Consider the following 18,737-nt stretch of genomic DNA (forward strand, 5'->3'; position numbering starts at 1 on the left):
AAGGAAAAGAATCGTATCCAAGGTAATATAGAAGCGATAACTTATATTGAATATCTGTCATAGACCTGATACAAAGATTTTGATAAATGTGTAAAGAAATATTTATCGAAAGAGTATAACCCTTATCTCAATAGTTAGCCGGAAAGAAGAGTTTCAGGTAACAGAGAAATTGTTGGTAAGAACGATATTTTGAAATGTATATCTGCAGAGGATGATATAGATTGAAGCTTTGCATCAGAAGAATATCAAATATTTTATAATAGGAGATATTGAAGAGAAATATTAAGATACTTTTTATAAATACTTTACATAATAATCAGAACATCTGCCATTTGTGTTCAAAAGATATATGATAAAGTACAAAAAGATAAATAAACGGTTGTGGATTTAAGAAGTTAAGTTTACAATTGCTTAGCACGAATAATTGAAAAAAGTATATCTGATATTTCCAAATAACATCAAATTATAATCCGTGAAATTATAATTTAAAATCTATAAAACTTTCTAAGTAAGTTCTATGAGTAAAATAACTGATAGTCAGATGCGAAATTTGAATCAGATTATTGATAACGCATATGAATTATGAGCAGGGAATCAGAAGAGAAATTTATAATAGAAAAATTAAATATGGAAACCTGAAAAAGTAATCTGTAAATAAAATATTATTATAGAAAGAATACTAAGAGGAAAATAAATTGAATAACGAAGAACATTAAAACGGTCATCATTTTTGAAATTGAGGAAAGTAAGAAGTGATGACCGTTTTTAATATGCAAAATTCGGTGTATTGCGAAAATCATTGCCTGGTACGATATGAGCCAATGACATAGAGTTAACGGATATATTGGCAGACTGAAATCGATTATTGCGTGAAATTGAAAAGTAGGATATACTCTCCATGAGAAGGAGAGTTTTTTTATGTGGATTAAAGATATTAGAGATTATATTATATATGAAGATAAAGATATTCTGGTGTGTCATAAGCCTGCGGGGATTGCAGTGCAGAATGCACGGGTTGGAAGTATGGATCTGGAGAGTCTGCTGAAGAATTATGTCGCACAGAAAGTCCCGGGTAAGATGCCGTACATGGGCATTATTCACCGTCTGGATCAGCCAGTTGAGGGAGTACTGGTACTTGCGTTGAATTCCAGAGCAGCAGCTGAGTTGAACAGACAGATGACATCAGGAAAAATAAAGAAGATTTACCTGGCGGTAACGGAGGGAGAAGTAAAAGTACAGAAAGCAACTCTGGAGGATTGGTTGAAGAAAGACAATAGAACGAACAGTTCAACAGTTGTAGCAGCAGGAACTGCAGGTGCGAAGAAAGCAGTGCTGTCATATGAATTGCTGGAAACGAGAGAGGTGCAGGGACAGAGAAGAAATCTTCTGGAAATCTGTCTGGATACCGGGAGACATCATCAGATCCGCGTACAGATGGCACATGTGGGAATGCCGCTTGTAGGTGACAGGAAATATAATCCGCAGCAGAGCGGACAGGAACCGCTGGCACTCTGCTCGGCGAAGCTGGGATTTCAACATCCGGTTACAAAGAAGAAAATGGAATTTCAGGTAATTCCGGCAGGAAGTGCATTTAAAGGTTGGAATCGTATCGGATAATTGTTGAAATTTTTCTAATACACGATCTTGTGCACGGATGAACTGGATTAAGATGTGCTATTTATGAATTGCTTTAATATGTGATGTAAAAGTGGTTTCGTTTTTCCTGTAGATGTGTGAAACTAAAGTGAAAAATGTGTAAAATCTCTGGACGAATTTCGTAAAATGTGTATAATGTAGAAAGAAATATGCTGTTCAACAAAATTGTAATAATTAATTGTACCATTGAAAGGATGAGGAGATTAAAATGAAAAGAGCGGCGGTAGCAGCGATAGGTTTGGTGACGGGGCTGACTATGCTGACAGGTTGTAGCAGGGCAGAAGTAGAAGAGACAATCCAGCCATTAGTGGCAGACGCTATCGAAGAGACTGATTCAGAAGCAGAAGCAGTGGACGAACAGGATGAAAGTCCGCTTATTCCGGAGATTGATACAGACGTTAAGATTGAAGCAGGTTCCAGAATTGCAGTAGTGAGTAAGGCTACCAAGGGCGAATATTGGAAAATGGTTAAGAAAGGCATGGAGGAAGCTGTAAAAGCAATCAACGAAGCGTACGGCTTTAAGAAAGATGATCAGGTTACCATGACTTTTGAAGGACCGGACAATGAAGAGGATGTAGAGAGTCAGATTAATACTATAGATGCTGTTATTGCAGAGAATCCGGATGTATTGTGTATTTCTGCAAGTGATATGGACTCCTGTCAGGCGCAGCTTGAGGCAGCTAAAGAGAATGGGATTCCAGTTATTGCATTTGACTCTAATGTATCTGAAAAGAAACTGGTGAGAGCATACAGAGGAACTGATAATGTGCAGGTAGGTAAGATGGCAGCTTACCAGCTTGGAAGTGCACTTGGAAAAATGGGTAAGGTTGTCGTATTTTCTGCACAGCAGAAGACTAAGAGCGTCCAGGATCGTGTGGATGGTTTTATGAATAATATCGGGAAGTATGGAGATATTGAGGTAGTAGAGACCATTTATTCAGATCAGGTAGATGATATGAAAGCTGCCATGCAGGAAGTTCTGGAGAAATATCCGGGGCTCGATGGAGTATTCTGTACAAATGCCGATGTAACAGAAATGTATCTTGACCTTGAGAAGAGTGATGAAGGAGATGCTCCGGCACTGGTTGGTGTAGATGCTACAACAAAGCAGCAGGAAGCAATCAGAAATGGCGATGAGATCGGATGTGTTTCCCAGCAGCCGTATGCGATGGGATATCAGACAATCTGGACAGCTGCTGAGACAACAGCTCCGAAGAAGTCTGTAACCATTGAGAAGAATCTGCTTCTGAATCCGGCATGGATCGATGCAGAAAGTCTGGATGATCCGGATTTCAGTGCTTATCTGTATACAGAATAAATAATAAGAATAACAGATCAGGGGAAAAGAATCTTTTACTCCTGGAATTATAAGAGACACGAAAGCAAAAAGTCAGAAGAAGACGTTTTTGTTTTCGTGTTTTTTTATTCTGCAGGATATTGTTTGCAGCTTTTATAAAACAAAGTCGTTCCGTGAAGTTATATTATAAATAAGCAGAATATTTTGGCAGAAATGATTTATAGAAGACGTAGAATACTGGAAGAAGAATCCGGGTTATTGAGAATTTTAACAAAGCAGTGTGATATAAAATTATCAGGAATGATAAAAATATTACAAAAAAATATTGGCAAGAAAAATAAATTTGAATAATTTGTACAACTTCATTGAATTTGTGTTTGAAATATGATAAAATTTCACTATAAATTCAAAGGATGTTATAATTGCATTTGGTGAATTAAGCAAATGGCGGAGGTGGTGGAACATCAGCAGGAAGAAATGCTGATGAGAGAGATTCTCATTTACTTCGCCTAAGATTAAAAAGGAGAAGACGATGAAACAGTGGTCAGAGATTATCAGAAATGTCACCATGTTATCGCAGCTTGGTCTGTCTCTCATAACACCTACTTTATTGTGCCTGGCAGCCTGCTGGTTCATTGTTTCCAAGACAGGAGTCGGGGGCTGGATCTACATCCCCGGTTTTTTCTTTGGCCTTGGAGGCTCCGCAACGGTGGCATATAAATTTTATCTTTCTATTAACAGACAGCAGAAGAAAGAGAACAAAAAGAAGAAAAACAAAGTATCGTTTAACAGACACGTATGATGATAACAGACAGGTAAAATGGTACACAGAAATAGAAAGGAGATTTATATGAGCGTAATGGAGAATATTCAGCCGGCCGTGAAGAAAGAAACACAGAGAGTCGCCATGATCACAGGTATCGGGTTGACATTAATGTGGATTGTATTTGGAGTGTTACACGCTTTTATGCCTCAGAAGGTACCGTTTGATTATACGGTATTCTTTGGCGGGGCACTTGGAGGATGTGTGGCAGTCCTTAATTTCTTTTTTATGGGATTAGCAGTACAGAAAGCAGCTGCGGCGACAGATGAAGATACAGCCAGAATGAAGATCAAGGCAAGTTATTCACAGAGAATGCTGCTTCAGATGCTCTGGGTGATCATCGCGATCGTTGCTCCGTGCTTCCATTTTGTAGCTGGAATTGTTCCTCTTTTATTTCCTGGAACAGGAATTAAAATTGCAGGGATTTTTCATACTAAGAAGTAACGGCAGATTACAAATATCTGTTTCATCAAACCGGAAAACAGTACCGGTAAAGACAGGAGGTGAATGAAGAGTATGGAGTTGGATATTACCGGGGCAAGGATATTCTTTACATTGCCGATCGATGTGCCTGTTCTTGGGCAATTAAAGATCAGTGAAACTATGGTGGTAAGCTGGCTGGTTATGATCCTGATCACAGGATTATGTATCTGGCTTACCCATGATCTGAAAGAAGAGAATATTTCCAAGCGTCAGGCAGTGGCAGAGCTCATAGTAGAGAAAGCCAACAGCTTTGTAATCGGAAATATGGGTGAGAAATTCAGATACCTGATACCATTTGTTGCAGCACTTTTTGCAACAAGTGTGGTTTCCAACCTGATCAGTCTTGTGGGACTTCGAAGCCCGACAGCAGACCTCTCAACAGAGGCGGCATGGGCAGTTGTGGTCTTTATTATGATCACAGCACAGAAGATCAAGACCAGTGGATTCGGCGGCTATCTGAAAGGATTTACAACCCCGATCGCAGTTATGACACCGTTTAATATTCTTTCTGAACTGGCAACACCCGTCAGTATGGCGTGTCGTCACTTTGGAAATATCCTTTCCGGTGTGGTAATCAATGGTCTTATTTATGGAGCACTGGCAGTTGCAAGTTCCGCACTTCTGGGACTGATCCCTGGTTTAGTGGGAGATGTACTGTCACAGATACCGATTCTTGATGTCGGTGTACCTGCGATCCTGTCCGTCTATTTTGATTGGTTCTCAGGAATCATGCAGGCGTTCATTTTCTGTATGCTGACTGTAATGTATATTGCAAACGCAGCAGAAGAGTAGCAGAAACTTTGGCGGAACATACAAAGGGGATTTCCGCTGATATGGGTTATGGCCGTATGAACTGCCGGAGCGAAACGGTGGCGGTGGTAACCAAAAAGAATGCTGAAATACAGCAGAAAAAATTAATACCGCAGCAAAGGGGAAAAAGCTGCAGATTATTATTTAAACAGGAGGGTTTTATTATGGATTTTCAGTTACTGGCAAAAGGTATCGCATTAGCAGGTTGTGCAATTGGAGCAGGATGTTCACTTATCGCAGGTATCGGCCCTGGTATTGGTGAAGGTAACGCAGTAGCTAAAGCACTGGAAGCAATCGGACGTCAGCCTGAGTGCAAAGGTGATGTAACTTCTACTATGCTTCTTGGATGTGCGATCGCAGAGACAACAGGTATCTACGGTTTCGTTACCGGTCTGTTACTTATCTTCGTTGCACCTGGTATGTTCATGAACTTCCTGAGCTGATAAAAACAGCTAAGATGCCGGATATCACAGACTAAGCGGCATCTGATATGGAACTTGTGGATGATTCCGGCGGCAGTCGGAGAATGATCCGCATAAGTATAGACAGGAGGTTACAAACATGCAGGTACAGGAATTAGTTGGAATTGTGCCGTGGAATTTTATAGCGACGATTTGCAACCTTTTTATTCAGGTATATCTGATCAAACGTTTCCTCTTCAAGCCGATCAACGAGATGCTGGACAAGCGTAAGGCGAAAGCAGATGCTGAGATTCAGGATGCGGTGAAGGCAAAAGAAGAAGCCCAGGCAATGAAAGAAGAATATGAGAAGAATATGCAGGAAGCTAAGAATAAAGCAAACGACATTGTGATGACAGCTCAGAAAACAGCTGCGATCCAGAGTGAAGAGATGATTAAAGAAGCTTCCAGTCAGGTAACTGCCATGAAAGAAAAGGCAGAGAAAGACATTGCCCAGGAGAAACGTAAAGCAGTCAACGAGATCAAAGAAGAGATTGGCGGTATGGCTGTTGAGATTGCCGGAAAAGTGATCGAGCGCGAAATTAATGAAGAAGATCATACAAAACTGATTGATGAGTTTATTGAGAATGTAGGTGAGGCATCATGACAAAAACTGCCAGAGTGTACGGCGGCAGCCTGTATGACCTTGCCGCTGAGGAGAAACTCGATGGACAGATCATGGAGCAGATGATCGCAGTCAGACAGATTTTTCGAGAAAATCCAGGATATCTGAAATTGCTGGGAGAACCGGCAATTCCTGAGAAAGAGAGACTTAAGATGATCGAAGAGGCTTTCGGAGGACAGGCAGAGAGATATCTGGTGAATTTCCTGAAATTATTGTGTGAACGCAAGATTCTGAGAGAATTTGCCGGATGCTGCGAAGAGTTCATCAGACGCTACAACAGTGCACATGGAATCGCAGAAGCGGTAGTGACGAGTGCAGTGAAGCTCAGTGAAACTCAGATGGAGGCTCTGAAAGCGAAGCTTGAGAAAATAAGAGGAAAGCAGGTGTATCTGGTACAGAAGACCGATACATCCGTAATCGCCGGACTTCGTGTGGAACTGGAAGGTGTGCAGCTTGACGGTACAGTGCAGAGTCGTATTTCCGGTATTTCAAAGAAACTGAATGAAATGGTAATGTGAGAAGATATCAGGATTACAGGTTAAGAAGTCTTTTCGTGCGGACACGAATGATTTTAGTATACTGGTCCTGGAATCGAAAATAAAAGAATATAAAAGGATGGAATGGAAACATGCAATTAAAACCTGAGGAAATCTCCAAGGTCATCCGAAGCCAGATAAAATATTACGAAAATGCCATTCAACAGAACGAGACAGGTACGATCCTTATGGTTGGTGACGGTATTGCCAGAGCCAGCGGACTGGTAAACTGTATGTCAGGAGAACTTCTGGAATTTGAGGACGGAAGCTTCGGTATGGCACAGAACCTGGAGGAGAACAGTGTCTCCATCGTAATCTTTGGTTCAGATGAGAACATTGGTGAGGGTCAGACCGTAAAGCGTACAGGCAAGGTCGTGTCTGTACCGGTAGGCGAAGCAATGGTTGGACGTGTTGTAAATGCACTGGGACAGCCAATTGACGGAGCAGGCCCGATTGATACAAAAGAATTCCGGCCAATTGAGAGTAAGGCACCTGGAATCTGTGAGAGAAGATCTGTATATCAGCCTCTCCAGACCGGTATCAAAGCCATCGACTCCATGATCCCTATCGGACGTGGACAGCGAGAACTGATCATCGGTGACCGTCAGACCGGTAAAACAACGATCGCTACAGATACCATCATTAACCAGAAGGGAAAAGATGTGATCTGTATCTATGTAGCCATCGGACAGAAACGTTCCACAGTAGCTACATTAGTAGAGAACCTGACAAGAAATGGCGCGATGGATTACACCATCGTCGTAGCCGCTACAGCATCTGAGTCAAGCCCGCTGCAGTATATCGCACCGTATTCCGGATGTGCAATGGGTGAATACTTTATGAATAAGGGAAAAGACGTGCTGATCATTTATGATGATCTGAGTAAGCATGCGGTTGCATATCGCGCACTTTCCCTGCTGATCCGTCGTCCACCTGGACGTGAAGCTTACCCGGGTGATGTTTTCTATCTGCATTCCAGACTTCTGGAACGTGCAGCGAAGCTGGACGATGAACATGGCGGTGGCTCCATGACAGCACTGCCGATCATTGAGACACAGGCAGGTGATGTATCTGCCTATATTCCTACTAACGTTATTTCTATTACAGACGGACAGATCTTCCTGGAGACAGAGTTATTCCATTCAGGAATCATGCCTGCTGTAAACCCGGGTATCTCCGTATCACGAGTTGGTGGTGATGCGCAGATCAAGGCAATGAAGAAGGTAGCAGGAACACTGAAACTGATTTATTCCCAGTACCGTGAGCTGCAGAGCTTCGCACAGTTTGGTTCTGATCTGGATGCTGATACAAAGGCACGTCTGGAACAGGGAGCACGTATTGTGGAAGTTCTGAAACAGAACCAGAATGCGCCGGTTCCTGTAGAGAAACAGGTTGCGATCCTTTATGCGGTTACAAAGGGTGTTCTTGAATCAGTAAAAGTTGAAGACGTAAATGTATATGAATCAGGATTATATACCTATCTGGATACAGATGCAGCAGGCGTAGAGGTTATGCAGGAGATCCGCTCAACAGGTAAGCTGGAGCAGGAAACAGAGCAGAAGCTTCGCGGTGTACTGGATGCGTATACAGAGAACTTCCTGAATACAAGACCTGAGAAATAAAGTGATTAGGAGGGTATCGTATGGCTTCGAATATGAAAGCGGTAAAGCTGCGTATTAAAAGTGTACAGAGTACCATGCAGATTACCAAGGCCATGGAGCTTGTAGCGTCCTCCAAACTGCGTAAGGCAAAGGAACGTGCAGAGGTATGTCGTCCGTACTTTACAGAGCTTCACGAGACATTGAAGGATATTGCGAGAGAGAATACAGATTTCTCATCCGTTTATGCAAAAGAGTCCCCGAATAATAAAACCTGCTATGTAGTGATCGCAGGTGACAGAGGACTTGCAGGTGGTTATAACACCAATCTTTTCAAATGTCTGGAGGCGTCTGCTGAGGGTAAGGACTATATGGTTCTGCCGGTTGGAAAGAAAGCAGTGGAATATTTCCGTCAGAGAGGGATTGAAGCTCTGACAGAACAGTTTGCAGAGGCAGGAAGTATTTCTGTAGCGGATTGTTTTGAGATGGCAAATATGCTCTGCACGGAATTTCGCAAAGGAACCTTTGGCCATATTGAATTATGCTATACTGTCTTTAATTCCATGCTTTCCCAGCAGCCGGAGGTATTTTCCATGCTTCCTATGGCTGATATCAGAGAGGAAAGCGGCGGTAAGATAGAGACGAAGAATCTGATTCTCTATGAACCGGACGGAGAGACAGTATTTGATGCCATTGTTCCGGAATATCTGGCAGGACTGGTTTATGGTGGTATCTGCGAAAGTACCGCAAGTGAACTGGCAGCCAGACGTATGGCTATGGACGCAGCCACAAGTAATGCGGAAGAGATGATCGATCAGCTCAACCTTTATTACAACAGAGCGCGTCAGGCAAGCATCACGCAGGAAATCACGGAGATTGTTGCAGGTGCGGAAGGTCTTTAGAAATAGGAGATTATAAACATGAGTGAAAAACACATTGGCGAGGTAGTGCAGGTTATCGGTCCGGTACTGGATATCCGCTTTGCGCACGATGAACTGCCGCCTCTTCTCAATGCCATAGAGATTGATAATGATGGCGCAAAGCTGGTTGCCGAGGTTGCACAGCAGGTTGGTGATGATGTGGTAAGATGTATTGCCATGAATTCTACCGACGGTCTGGTGCGCGGTGCCAAAGCTCTGGATACAGGCGGTCCAATTTCCGTTCCTGTAGGTGAGGAATGCCTGGGACGAGTATTTAACCTTCTGGGTGACCCGGTAGACAATCTTCCGGCACCGGAGGCAAAGGAACGCTGGTCTATCCATCGTCAGGCTCCTTCTTATGAAGAACAGATGCCTGCAACAGAGATCCTGGAGACAGGAATTAAGGTCGTTGACCTGATCTGTCCTTATGCAAAGGGTGGTAAGATCGGTCTTTTCGGTGGTGCAGGTGTAGGAAAAACAGTTCTTATCATGGAGCTGATCCACAATGTAGCAACTGCACACGGCGGACTTTCCGTATTTACAGGTGTAGGAGAGCGTACACGTGAGGGAAATGACCTTTACAATGAAATGAAAGAAAGTGGAGTTATCGACAAGACTGCTCTGGTTTACGGTCAGATGAACGAGCCGCCTGGAGCACGTATGAGAGTCGGACTTTCCGGACTTACCATGGCGGAATACTTCCGTGATGAGAAGAACCAGGATGTGCTCCTTTTCATTGATAATATTTTCCGTTTCACACAGGCAGGTTCCGAAGTGTCCGCGCTTCTGGGACGTATGCCGTCAGCCGTAGGCTACCAGCCTACACTGGCAACTGAAATGGGTAACCTGCAGGAACGAATCACTTCCACAAGAAAGGGTTCCATTACATCTGTACAGGCTGTATATGTGCCTGCCGATGACCTGACTGACCCGGCTCCTGCAACTACATTCTCACATCTGGATGCAACAACTGTACTTTCCCGTGAGATTTCCAGCCAGGGTATTTATCCGGCTGTTGATCCTCTGGATTCCACAAGCCGTATCCTTTCTCCTGAAATCGTAGGAACAGAGCATTATGAGATTGCCAGATCAGTACAGAGAGTTCTTCAGCGTTACAAAGAGCTTCAGGACATTATTGCCATCATGGGTATGGATGAGTTGTCAGAGGAAGACAAACGTACTGTAAGCCGTGCCCGTAAGGTTCAGAGATTCCTGTCACAGAGCTTCTCTGTAGCAGAACAGTTCACAGGTATGCCTGGTAAATATGTTCCGCTGAAGGAAACGTTGAGAGGATTCAGGATGATCCTGAACGGTGAGTGTGATGACATTCCTGAGAGTTATTTCCTGTTTGTGGGAACCATCGATGAAGTGTTTGAAAAAGCCAAGAATCAGTAAAGGGGGAAATGTCCTATGAGTACTTTCCCATTGAGAATTGGAACACCGGACGGATTGCTCTTTGAAGGTAATGTGGAGCGTGTGATCTGCAGAACTGTCAGTGGTGATCTGGCTATTCTTGCCAGACACTGTAATTACTGTACTGCCCTGGGAATGGGTGAAGCTAGTGTGGTAATGGAAGACGGTAGCAGACGAACCGCAGCCTGTATTGGTGGGATGCTTTCTGTTATGAACGGAAAGTGCCGTGTCCTTGCAACTACCTGGGAGTGGAAAGAGGATATTGATGAGCAGCGCGCGCAGGAAGCTAAGAAAAGAGCTGAGGAGATGATCGCCAAAGGTGGTCTGACGGATCATGATTATAAGATTGTGGAGGCTAAGCTGCAGAGGGCGTTGGTGCGTTTGAGTGTGAAGAGCTGAGAAAATAAGAGTTATTAAAAGACTGACAGGGAATCCGGGAAGGGTGAGACTGTCGGTCTTTTTGGTTGTTGTATATATGATTTTGGGGGATATAGTAGGAAAAATTTGAAGGAGGGACGCATAGAAAAATAATTTATTTCATGTGCGGTTTCGGACATGAAATAAATTATTTTTCTATGCTGGTGGTTGGCTCTTTTAAATACACTTTAAGCGAATCAGGTAAGTCCCCTGCGGGGAAACCAAAAGGAAAAAATGATGAATAAAGCCGAATGGCAGTGTATTAAAATTAGGTGGATGTAATTGAAGAAAAAATATGATATCATGTGAGTAACAAATCGAAATTTATAAAGGAGAATATTGATGAAATTATTTTTATGTTCGCACTTTTCAAGTGTGGGAAGTCTGATAAAGGAAGAAATTGAAAATAAGAAAGTCGCATTTATTCCAACAGCTTCACTGCGTGAAGGCTACACCGGTTATGTCGGCTCGGCTCGAAAATTATTCAAAAAGTTGGGAGCAATCGTAACTGAAATTGATATTTCAACGGAGGCTTATTCAACGATACAGTCTGTTTTTGAAGAAGCAGATGTGATATATTTTACCGGCGGAAATTCTTTCTTTCTTATGGACCAGCTCCGTAAAACGGGAACTGATGGGCTACTGAAAAAGGAATTGGCAAATGGAAAATTGATGATTGGCGAGTCGGCAGGCGCAATTATATGCGCTCCAAGCATCCAATATATCGAGCAAATGGATGAAAAGCCAGAGGACTACTCACAAGAAGATGATGCAGGGCTTGATTTGATTGATTTCTATGTTCTTCCGCATTATCTTACAGCACCATTTAAGAAAGTTACCGAGAAAATAATGACCGAGTTTTCGGATTTGAATCTATGCCCGATTAACAACCGTCAGGGAATTGTAATTGATGGTGAAGGTTCAAAGGTTATTTGCAAAGACTAATTTGAAAATTCCAGTTTGACGGAGTAATAGATATGAAAATCCGAGAAGTGAATGAGAATAAAAAGCAATTTATAGCATTATTGTTATTAGCTGATGAGCAGGAAAATATGATTGATCACTATCTTGAAAAAGGTACTATGTATGTACTTGAAGATGGTAATGTAAAAGCTGAATGTGTCGTTACTGATGAAGATAATGGAATACTTGAAATTAAAAATATTGCAGTTGATCCTCAGAATCAAGGACAGGGCTATGGAAAAGCATTGATTGACTTCCTTTCAAGTAAATATGCAGATGAATATTCTATTTTGCAGGTTGGAACAGGTGACAGCCCGTTGACCGTACCGTTTTATGAAAAATGCGGATTTGTCCGATCTCACAATATTCCGAATTTCTTTACGGACAATTATGACCACCCAATTTATGAGTGTGGTGTACAGTTAATAGATATGGTATATTTGCAAAGATGTTTATAACTTCTAATTTGGAAGGGGGGACTGCTATGCTGAGAAAGTTGAATTGTTTTTTAAATATCGTTATTGGTTCATTCATAGGAGTTTTCATTGGATTCGGAATTTATAAGTTCTGGCATTTTAAAACCTATCCAAATTTATATGCCATGCAGTCTGCACCGTGGTACACAGAGTTACTGTTGGATGGTGCCTTGGTGGCAGTTTTGGTGGTCGTATGTATTATCCTAAAGCTGATTATTTGGAGGAAGTTAAAGCCATAACTTCTTATATAAAAAATTGAGAAATCGTAAAATTTAAGAAAAAGAAATGCACAGTTCTTAGTTTATCGGGAGCTGTGCATTTTTGTAAATAAATACTTTTAATTAGCCGATTACGGCATCCTCTGCTGTAAAATGTTCCAGAGAATTTTCTTTTACCTGAATGCAGATATAAGTAATTCCGGAAATATCGGACGCAAAAAACTGACGCTTTGCAGCAGGTGCGATTTTTAGCCAGTCTCCAGTTGAAAGGCTGATTTCTTTTCCATCAATTATGGCTTTGCCGTTACCTGAAAGAATTCCATAGATTTCTTCATTTTCTTTATGAGAATGAACAAATGGGACATTTGCTCCTGCAGGTAGTTCGTTTAAACTGATTTCTGCACCTGTTAAAGACAACTTTTCATGCAGCTCAATTCGGTTTTCCTTTCCAATAGTTGTTTTTGTGTAATTTGCCATGATAAAACCTCCATAGTTAATTTGTAGTTTCTGGTTGCTTGATATTAGTATAGTGTGAGACACATACAAAAACAAGTACGCACCTTTTTGTAACTGTGCACTCAAAATTGAATGTGTTACAATAGACTCGGAGGTGAGAATTATGCGAGCGAAAGAAGAATTACCGGAATGCCCAGTTGCAACAGCAGTATCGCTCATCGGAGGAAAATGGAAACTGCTGATTTTGCGTAACTTGAAAGAGCGTCCATGGAGATTCAATGAGCTACAACGAAGTATAGATGGTATTTCACAAAAGGTTTTGACAGAGAGTTTAAGACAAATGATGAGTGATGGACTGGCATATCGCCACGATTACCATGAGCAGCCACCGAGAGTTGAATACGGCTTAACGGAACTCGGAACAAAAATGCTTCCAATTGTTAATTCACTTGCTGACTTTGGTAACTACTATAAATCAATTATTGAACGGAATTAGGTACGTTAGTATTTGAAAAGCTCGAACAATTCCAGCTTTTTGAAACTGAGAAATCGGAAGTTGTGGAGGTAATATGCCTATGAAAAAATTTCTTTCTTTGTTTTGTGTCTTACTTGTGTGCTGACTTTAGTTGCGTGTGGAAAAACTCCTGCTGATGACCGAACAGATGCAGGACGAACTGGATCAGAAAGACCAGACAATCCAGGAACTGAACAGGCAGCTAAACGAATCGCTGACCTTGAACGAGAAATTGAACAGCGAAAACAGAGCCGAGAATATCGAAGCATTGCGGACAAGATTAAGGCAAACAGAGGAACGATTGACCAGAGAGACAGACAGCAGGAAAAGAGCCGACGCAGAAGTCGTGGCATGGAAATTTAAGTATGAAAAAGCAGAACAGGAGAAACTTTATGCACAGACACACCAAAAGACGGTAGAGGTAGCTGTTGAGAAAAAAGTGCCTTATGAGAAATGTGAAAAATGTGACCGCACTGCTTACCAGAAAGCAAAAGAAAAATGCGATAACCGCAAAAGTCAGCTGGAAAAGAAATATAAAAAAATGACGGTTGGTTATGAAAGTATCCTGTTCCTGCTGGCATGGTACAGCATAACAACAACACTGTTTACCGCTATTCTTTCGCCAGTTTTCCTTAACGACGGTAACATCTTTTTCGGTGAGTTAGGAAAAGGAACGGGCAGCTTGTTTCGGGAGTTTGTCATAGGGGCAGATTCTTTCGGACAGTTAAGTAGCGGAATATCTAACCGCATCCTTTCCGGGCTTATGTACTGGCTGATCGTAGCTATTGTTCTGGGAATTTTATTCATAATAACAGGATGGATTATAGTTTGGAGTGGCTATCAGGTTGGAAAAATCTACCGGAAATATTGCTGGGATATCCTCAGTATCATAGTGGCGATAACGAGTACAGCTATTGCAATTTACTTTGGGGAATGGATAAAATCAGTTATTTCTATAAATCTCATTACGTTGTTGCTACTGGTACATATGGTTTATATCGGAATCAGATGTTATGTGAAAGAACGGGGACATTATTAGGGAATAAATAGGATATTGAGAAAACGATGATGTAAACTGTCGTTTTCTCAATTTTTTTATATGTTTAAAATACAGCTTGATGAACTTGCCTGTATTCTCTTGGGCTACAAAGATAAAATTCTTTAAATTTTTTTGTATAGTATGCTGGCGAATCAAAACCACATTCCTCTGCCACAATAGAAATGTTTTTATCCGGGTATTCCGTTAGTACAGATGCACTTTGGATCAATCTGTATTTTAACAGATATTGGATAGGAGATTCTCCTGTGATTTTTTTGAAACAACGAAGGGTTTCTCTTTCACTGACATTTACAATTTCAGCAATATTAGAAAGGGTAATATTTTCCGGATAATGTTGTTCTATAAAAGATAAGATTGCAGCTACACGAACAGAATTTATATTTTGATGAATACACGACTCGGTTTGTTGAGGTTCCAATTCGGAGTATGTAGCCAGCATAATATGACCAAGCTGTTCTCGGACAGTAAATTCATATGCAAAGGCATCATTTTTTAACGCCTCAAATGCGATAGAAAAACAGTTTGATGCAGATGCCTTTTTGTTTTTTAATACAATACTTGAGAAGCGTGTACACGAGATCAAAGGCAGAATATATCTGGAAGCAAAGGCAGAATTGACATTACCGGTGATTAAAAGTGGAGAAAAAACAAGAGATTGAAGTTTACAATAAGGATCTCCAGATGCACAATGTAACGCATTCGCATTTATAACAGCGATTTCTCCTTCATGAATAGTGAATGTTTCGGATAATACCTGTAGTTTCATACTGCCTTCGACGATGTGAATGACTTCAAATTCTTCATGCCAGTGCCAGGGAATAAAATCACAGATAGCATTTGTATGTGTTGATTCATAACCCGCACAAGGAAATTCCAGTGAGCCATGCGGCTGAAGTTCTTTATTTTTATTATTTCTGTTTAAGCCACATTTTTGTAAAGCCATAATCTTTCTCCTGATTTGTCTGTTTTGTTATAGTATCTGGCGGTTTTAAAATTGAAATCCCATTTTTACGACTATATAATTATAACATATAATAAAAATTAGGAGAATGAAAAATGAGCTTTTTATTAGGAATTATTTATCTTTCATTTATCAGCCTTGGTCTTCCAGATGCATTGCTTGGTGCGGCATGGCCGAATATGTATCCTGAATTTCAGATCCCGGTGTCCTATGCGGGGATGATTTCCATGATTATTGCATTGGGAACCATCATTTCCAGCTTACAAAGTGACCGCCTTACAAGGAAATTCGGAACGGGTAAGGTAACGGCTGTAAGTGTTGGAATCACAGCATTGGCTCTGTGGGGATTTTCTATCAGCCATAGCTTTATTTTATTGTGCTTGTGGGCAATTCCTTATGGTCTTGGTGCTGGCAGTGTAGACGCTTCTTTGAATAACTACGTTGCACTGCATTATGCCAGCAAACATATGAGCTGGCTGCATTGTATGTGGGGAATTGGCGCAACACTTGGACCATACATTATGGGTGCTGTACTCACTGGTGGTACCACATGGAATACAGGGTATCGAATTATTTCTGTATTGCAGATTGTGCTTACAGCAGTTCTAATATTTAGTCTACCGAAATGGAAAAAACAAAACACATTATTTGAAGAAACCACAAGTGAAAAGGTACTTTCGCTGAAAGAAATTCTTGCAATTCCGGGTGCAAAGGCAATCATGGTCTGTTTCTTTTGCTATTGTGCCGTAGAGCAGACAACCATGCTATGGGCAAGCAGCTATTTGAATCTGGCAAAAGGTGTAGATGCCAAAACGGCAGCCTCCTTTGCGGGTATGTTTTGCATTGGTATTACGATTGGTCGTGGAATCAATGGATTTATTGCCATGAAACTGAAAGACAGGCAGATGATTCGTATGGGACAGGCAATTATCCTGACAGGCATTATCATAATGATTCTTCCGTTTGGGCAGGCTGTTTCGTTAATCGGATTTTCGTTGATTGGATTAGGCTGTGCACCGATATATCCCTGTATTATCCATTCCACGCCAGAGCATTTTGGAGCGGAACGTTCACAGGCAATTATAGGGGTGCAGATGGCAAGTGCCTATATTGGAACGTGTCTGATGCCGCCATTATTTGGCTTAATTGCGAATCACATATCTATCCGGTTATTACCGTTATATTTGTTGATTTTGCTTGTATTGATGGTGTATATGCATGAGATGTTGGAAAGGAAAGTACATTATGAGAGCTGATTATCACGTTCATACAGAGTTCAGTGATGATTCTGATTATGCTATGGAGAAAGTAATACAAGATTCTATTGCAATGGGATTAGATGAAATCTGTTTTACTGACCATGTGGATTATGGCATAAAAAAAGACTGGGATGAACCGGGAAAAATGATCTATCGCAAAGGTAGTCCAGGAGAACCAGATTAAATGCCATTGGCCAATGTTCATTATCCGACTTATTACGAGACATTAAAAAAAATGTTGGCGTTGTATCATGATAAGATTGAATTAAAATTGGGACTGGAATTTGGTATGCAGGCACATACGATTGAAAAATACGAAAAGCTGTTTGCAAGATTTCCGTTTGATTTTATCATTTTATCAGTTCATGAAGTGGAGGATAAAGAATTCTGGACACAGGATTTTCAACGTGGCAGGACACAGAAGGAATATAATGAACGCTACTATGAGGAATTATTATACCTTGTTGAGAACTATCACAATTACAGTGTTTTAGGGCACATGGATCTGATTACCAGATATGATAAAGCCGGTACTTATTCATTAAAAAAATTGAAGCCGATACTTACTAAAATTTTAAAGACAGTAATTGCTGACGGAAAAGGAATTGAGGTAAATACTTCCAGTTACAGATATGGATTGTCTGATCTCACTCCGTCAAGGGATATTTTAAAATTATATTGGGAATTCAGGAATTAAAAGCACTTGGCTCCAAAAAGTTTTGTACTTTTGACAAAATGCAACCGATTTTTCATCAATTATAATAAATTTGATTAAGCAGCCTGTGTGTAATGAAGCATACAGGCTGCTTGCATTTTATAACTCTAATGAATCTTCTGCATCTACTCACATCTGTAAATTGCCCTCAATATATAATCTCGCATATTCAAGTGGTTCATCGACTGCAAGTGAAGTCAATGCACAGTCTGATCCGGGTGTGGTTTTTAAATCCTTTTCGGCTTCCCAGCAGTCAATGCGAAGCATATAGCCAACATTTGTATAAATGTCAATGCTGTTTCGTTGTGGATTGTATTCTGCAAATATTGTTCTCATCGTATCTTATCTCCTTATCATTCAATCAATCATTTGTTACAAAAATCAGAAGCATTTCAATCAGTTCACCATGCCACTTTTATTTTGTGTTATACTGTGTTATATGATTTTCTTGGTCTCCGCTGCCGCTTCGGTCGGCACAGAGCAGATGTCCACCGGACATCTTGTGCCCTTGTATTTGCCCTTATCAGAGTTCGTAAACACTGATGGGACGATATAACACAAGGGAAACAATAAGGGAAAGCTCACCTGTGATAAATTCAGTATTTTCAAGGGTTTGCGGAGAGCTTAACAACAAGATATAATAGTTATTAAATTTCTTAAAACAGGTGAAATCTCAATCGGAATTGACCGAGCTCTTTAGAGCGAGGGATGCTTCTTGTCCGAAGGGCAAGAAGATGGCGATTAGAAAGAGTTTAACAACTCGGAATTTGTGGAGGAAACAAACATGGAAGATAATAAATCAATGACTGTCAAGAAAACGGTAAAATCAGGAATAACTTTTGGAAGTGCATTAGCTATGGTTATTAGTTATACAACGTGGAAGTCTGTCGGCTGGGCGATTTTTCATGGATTACTTAGTTGGGTGTATGTCATATATTTCCTTTTGCGCTATTAAATTAGAATTTAACGCTTGAAAAAAGGAGAAATAAACATGGCAAAGAAAGAAGAAAGATTTGAAGTTACATTTAGAGACGGAAGTCAGCTTAAGGATGAAGGAGTTCGCCAAATCCTTGTAGATA

General features: G+C 40.9%; 23 protein-coding genes and 2 pseudogenes. 22 read left to right on the top strand and 3 right to left on the bottom strand.

All coding sequences use genetic code 11. The features are described 5' to 3' along the window. Window positions 1-918 precede the first annotated feature (918 nt). The 16 genes from KQI87_RS01950 to KQI87_RS02025 all read left to right on the top strand — a co-directional run bounded on the left by KQI87_RS01950 (window position 919) and on the right by KQI87_RS02025 (window position 12,714). Window positions 919-1,617, top strand: coding sequence for an RluA family pseudouridine synthase (locus tag KQI87_RS01950; protein WP_216458682.1), 699 nt, complete (start codon window positions 919-921; stop codon window positions 1,615-1,617). 247 nt (window positions 1,618-1,864) lie between these two features. After that, window positions 1,865-2,974, top strand: a complete 1,110-nt coding sequence (locus tag KQI87_RS01955) for a substrate-binding domain-containing protein (protein ID WP_216458683.1) — start codon at window positions 1,865-1,867, stop codon at window positions 2,972-2,974. A gap of 183 nt (window positions 2,975-3,157) precedes the next feature. Further along, window positions 3,158-3,304, top strand: coding sequence for a hypothetical protein (locus KQI87_RS01960; protein WP_216458684.1), 147 nt, complete (start codon window positions 3,158-3,160; stop codon window positions 3,302-3,304). A 181-nt stretch (window positions 3,305-3,485) separates the two neighbouring features. Next, window positions 3,486-3,755: an AtpZ/AtpI family protein gene (locus KQI87_RS01965; protein ID WP_216458685.1), complete on the top strand. Its 270-nt coding sequence runs from the start codon at window positions 3,486-3,488 to the stop codon at window positions 3,753-3,755. Between the two features lie 48 nt (window positions 3,756-3,803). Continuing rightward, window positions 3,804-4,220: an ATP synthase subunit I gene (locus KQI87_RS01970; RefSeq protein ID WP_216458686.1), complete on the top strand. Its 417-nt coding sequence runs from the start codon at window positions 3,804-3,806 to the stop codon at window positions 4,218-4,220. Between the two features lie 72 nt (window positions 4,221-4,292). Further along, window positions 4,293-5,051: a F0F1 ATP synthase subunit A gene (locus KQI87_RS01975; protein WP_216458694.1), complete on the top strand. Its 759-nt coding sequence runs from the start codon at window positions 4,293-4,295 to the stop codon at window positions 5,049-5,051. 179 nt (window positions 5,052-5,230) lie between these two features. Further along, window positions 5,231-5,512 (top strand): ATP synthase F0 subunit C, encoded by a 282-nt coding sequence (atpE, locus tag KQI87_RS01980; protein WP_216458695.1) that lies wholly within the window; start codon window positions 5,231-5,233, stop codon window positions 5,510-5,512. A 118-nt stretch (window positions 5,513-5,630) separates the two neighbouring features. After that, window positions 5,631-6,134: a F0F1 ATP synthase subunit B gene (gene atpF, locus KQI87_RS01985; protein WP_117675022.1), complete on the top strand. Its 504-nt coding sequence runs from the start codon at window positions 5,631-5,633 to the stop codon at window positions 6,132-6,134. Continuing rightward, on the top strand, window positions 6,131-6,670 hold the full coding sequence (gene atpH, locus KQI87_RS01990) for an ATP synthase F1 subunit delta (protein ID WP_216458687.1): 540 nt from the start codon (window positions 6,131-6,133) through the stop codon (window positions 6,668-6,670). The genes atpF and atpH overlap by 4 nt, the downstream gene beginning before the upstream one ends. A gap of 110 nt (window positions 6,671-6,780) precedes the next feature. Beyond that, a complete protein-coding gene (gene atpA, locus KQI87_RS01995; RefSeq protein ID WP_216458688.1) occupies window positions 6,781-8,310 on the top strand; it encodes a F0F1 ATP synthase subunit alpha in 1,530 nt (509 codons plus the stop codon). A gap of 20 nt (window positions 8,311-8,330) precedes the next feature. Further along, complete coding sequence (atpG, locus tag KQI87_RS02000) at window positions 8,331-9,188, top strand: ATP synthase F1 subunit gamma (protein WP_216458689.1); 858 nt, start codon at window positions 8,331-8,333, stop codon at window positions 9,186-9,188. An 18-nt stretch (window positions 9,189-9,206) separates the two neighbouring features. Further along, window positions 9,207-10,601 carry a F0F1 ATP synthase subunit beta gene (gene atpD, locus KQI87_RS02005; RefSeq protein WP_008704959.1) on the top strand — a complete coding sequence of 465 codons (1,395 nt, stop codon included), beginning with the start codon at window positions 9,207-9,209 and terminating at the stop codon, window positions 10,599-10,601. Between the two features lie 15 nt (window positions 10,602-10,616). Further along, the gene (atpC, locus tag KQI87_RS02010) at window positions 10,617-11,018 is read left to right on the top strand and encodes an ATP synthase F1 subunit epsilon (RefSeq protein WP_117674861.1); all 402 of its coding nucleotides are present in this window, start codon (window positions 10,617-10,619) and stop codon (window positions 11,016-11,018) included. A gap of 360 nt (window positions 11,019-11,378) precedes the next feature. After that, window positions 11,379-11,981: a Type 1 glutamine amidotransferase-like domain-containing protein gene (locus KQI87_RS02015; protein WP_055271744.1), complete on the top strand. Its 603-nt coding sequence runs from the start codon at window positions 11,379-11,381 to the stop codon at window positions 11,979-11,981. A 32-nt stretch (window positions 11,982-12,013) separates the two neighbouring features. Next, on the top strand, window positions 12,014-12,457 hold the full coding sequence (locus tag KQI87_RS02020) for a GNAT family N-acetyltransferase (RefSeq protein WP_004613236.1): 444 nt from the start codon (window positions 12,014-12,016) through the stop codon (window positions 12,455-12,457). A 26-nt stretch (window positions 12,458-12,483) separates the two neighbouring features. Beyond that, window positions 12,484-12,714: a hypothetical protein gene (locus tag KQI87_RS02025; RefSeq protein WP_015512798.1), complete on the top strand. Its 231-nt coding sequence runs from the start codon at window positions 12,484-12,486 to the stop codon at window positions 12,712-12,714. A gap of 102 nt (window positions 12,715-12,816) precedes the next feature. Here the strand turns inward: KQI87_RS02025 and KQI87_RS02030 are convergent, their stop codons facing one another. Beyond that, on the bottom strand, window positions 12,817-13,170 hold the full coding sequence (locus tag KQI87_RS02030) for a cupin domain-containing protein (protein ID WP_020993659.1): 354 nt from the start codon (window positions 13,168-13,170) through the stop codon (window positions 12,817-12,819). 142 nt (window positions 13,171-13,312) lie between these two features. Here KQI87_RS02030 and KQI87_RS02035 point away from each other — a divergent pair, with 142 nt between their 5' ends. Then, the gene (locus KQI87_RS02035) at window positions 13,313-13,645 is read left to right on the top strand and encodes a winged helix-turn-helix transcriptional regulator (protein WP_055053783.1); all 333 of its coding nucleotides are present in this window, start codon (window positions 13,313-13,315) and stop codon (window positions 13,643-13,645) included. Window positions 13,646-13,799: 154 nt separating this feature from the next. Beyond that, window positions 13,800-14,702 (top strand): DUF6040 family protein, encoded by a 903-nt coding sequence (locus tag KQI87_RS02040; protein ID WP_253292334.1) that lies wholly within the window; start codon window positions 13,800-13,802, stop codon window positions 14,700-14,702. A gap of 64 nt (window positions 14,703-14,766) precedes the next feature. Here KQI87_RS02040 and KQI87_RS02045 read toward each other — a convergent pair whose 3' ends face one another. Next, complete coding sequence (locus KQI87_RS02045) at window positions 14,767-15,666, bottom strand: helix-turn-helix domain-containing protein (RefSeq protein ID WP_216458690.1); 900 nt, start codon at window positions 15,664-15,666, stop codon at window positions 14,767-14,769. Window positions 15,667-15,779: 113 nt separating this feature from the next. On the opposite strand from KQI87_RS02045, the gene KQI87_RS02050 reads away from it, so the two are divergent. Continuing rightward, window positions 15,780-16,940, top strand: a complete 1,161-nt coding sequence (locus KQI87_RS02050; RefSeq protein ID WP_216458691.1) for an MFS transporter — start codon at window positions 15,780-15,782, stop codon at window positions 16,938-16,940. Window positions 16,941-16,983: 43 nt separating this feature from the next. Beyond that, window positions 16,984-17,640 (top strand): annotated as a pseudogene (locus KQI87_RS02055) (histidinol-phosphatase HisJ family protein). Between the two features lie 147 nt (window positions 17,641-17,787). Here the strand turns inward: KQI87_RS02055 and KQI87_RS02060 are convergent. Continuing rightward, on the bottom strand, window positions 17,788-17,994 hold the full coding sequence (locus KQI87_RS02060) for a DUF6061 family protein (protein WP_216458692.1): 207 nt from the start codon (window positions 17,992-17,994) through the stop codon (window positions 17,788-17,790). Window positions 17,995-18,442: 448 nt separating this feature from the next. On the opposite strand from KQI87_RS02060, the gene KQI87_RS02065 reads away from it, so the two are divergent. Both KQI87_RS02065 and KQI87_RS17450 read left to right on the top strand, forming a co-directional pair. Continuing rightward, window positions 18,443-18,613 carry a hypothetical protein gene (locus tag KQI87_RS02065; RefSeq protein WP_015535374.1) on the top strand — a complete coding sequence of 57 codons (171 nt, stop codon included), beginning with the start codon at window positions 18,443-18,445 and terminating at the stop codon, window positions 18,611-18,613. 36 nt (window positions 18,614-18,649) lie between these two features. Next, window positions 18,650-18,737 (top strand): annotated as a pseudogene (locus tag KQI87_RS17450) (DUF6440 family protein); the annotation flags it as partial.

Source organism: Blautia sp. MSJ-9 (assembly GCF_018919065.1).
GTDB lineage: Bacteria > Bacillota > Clostridia > Lachnospirales > Lachnospiraceae > Blautia_A.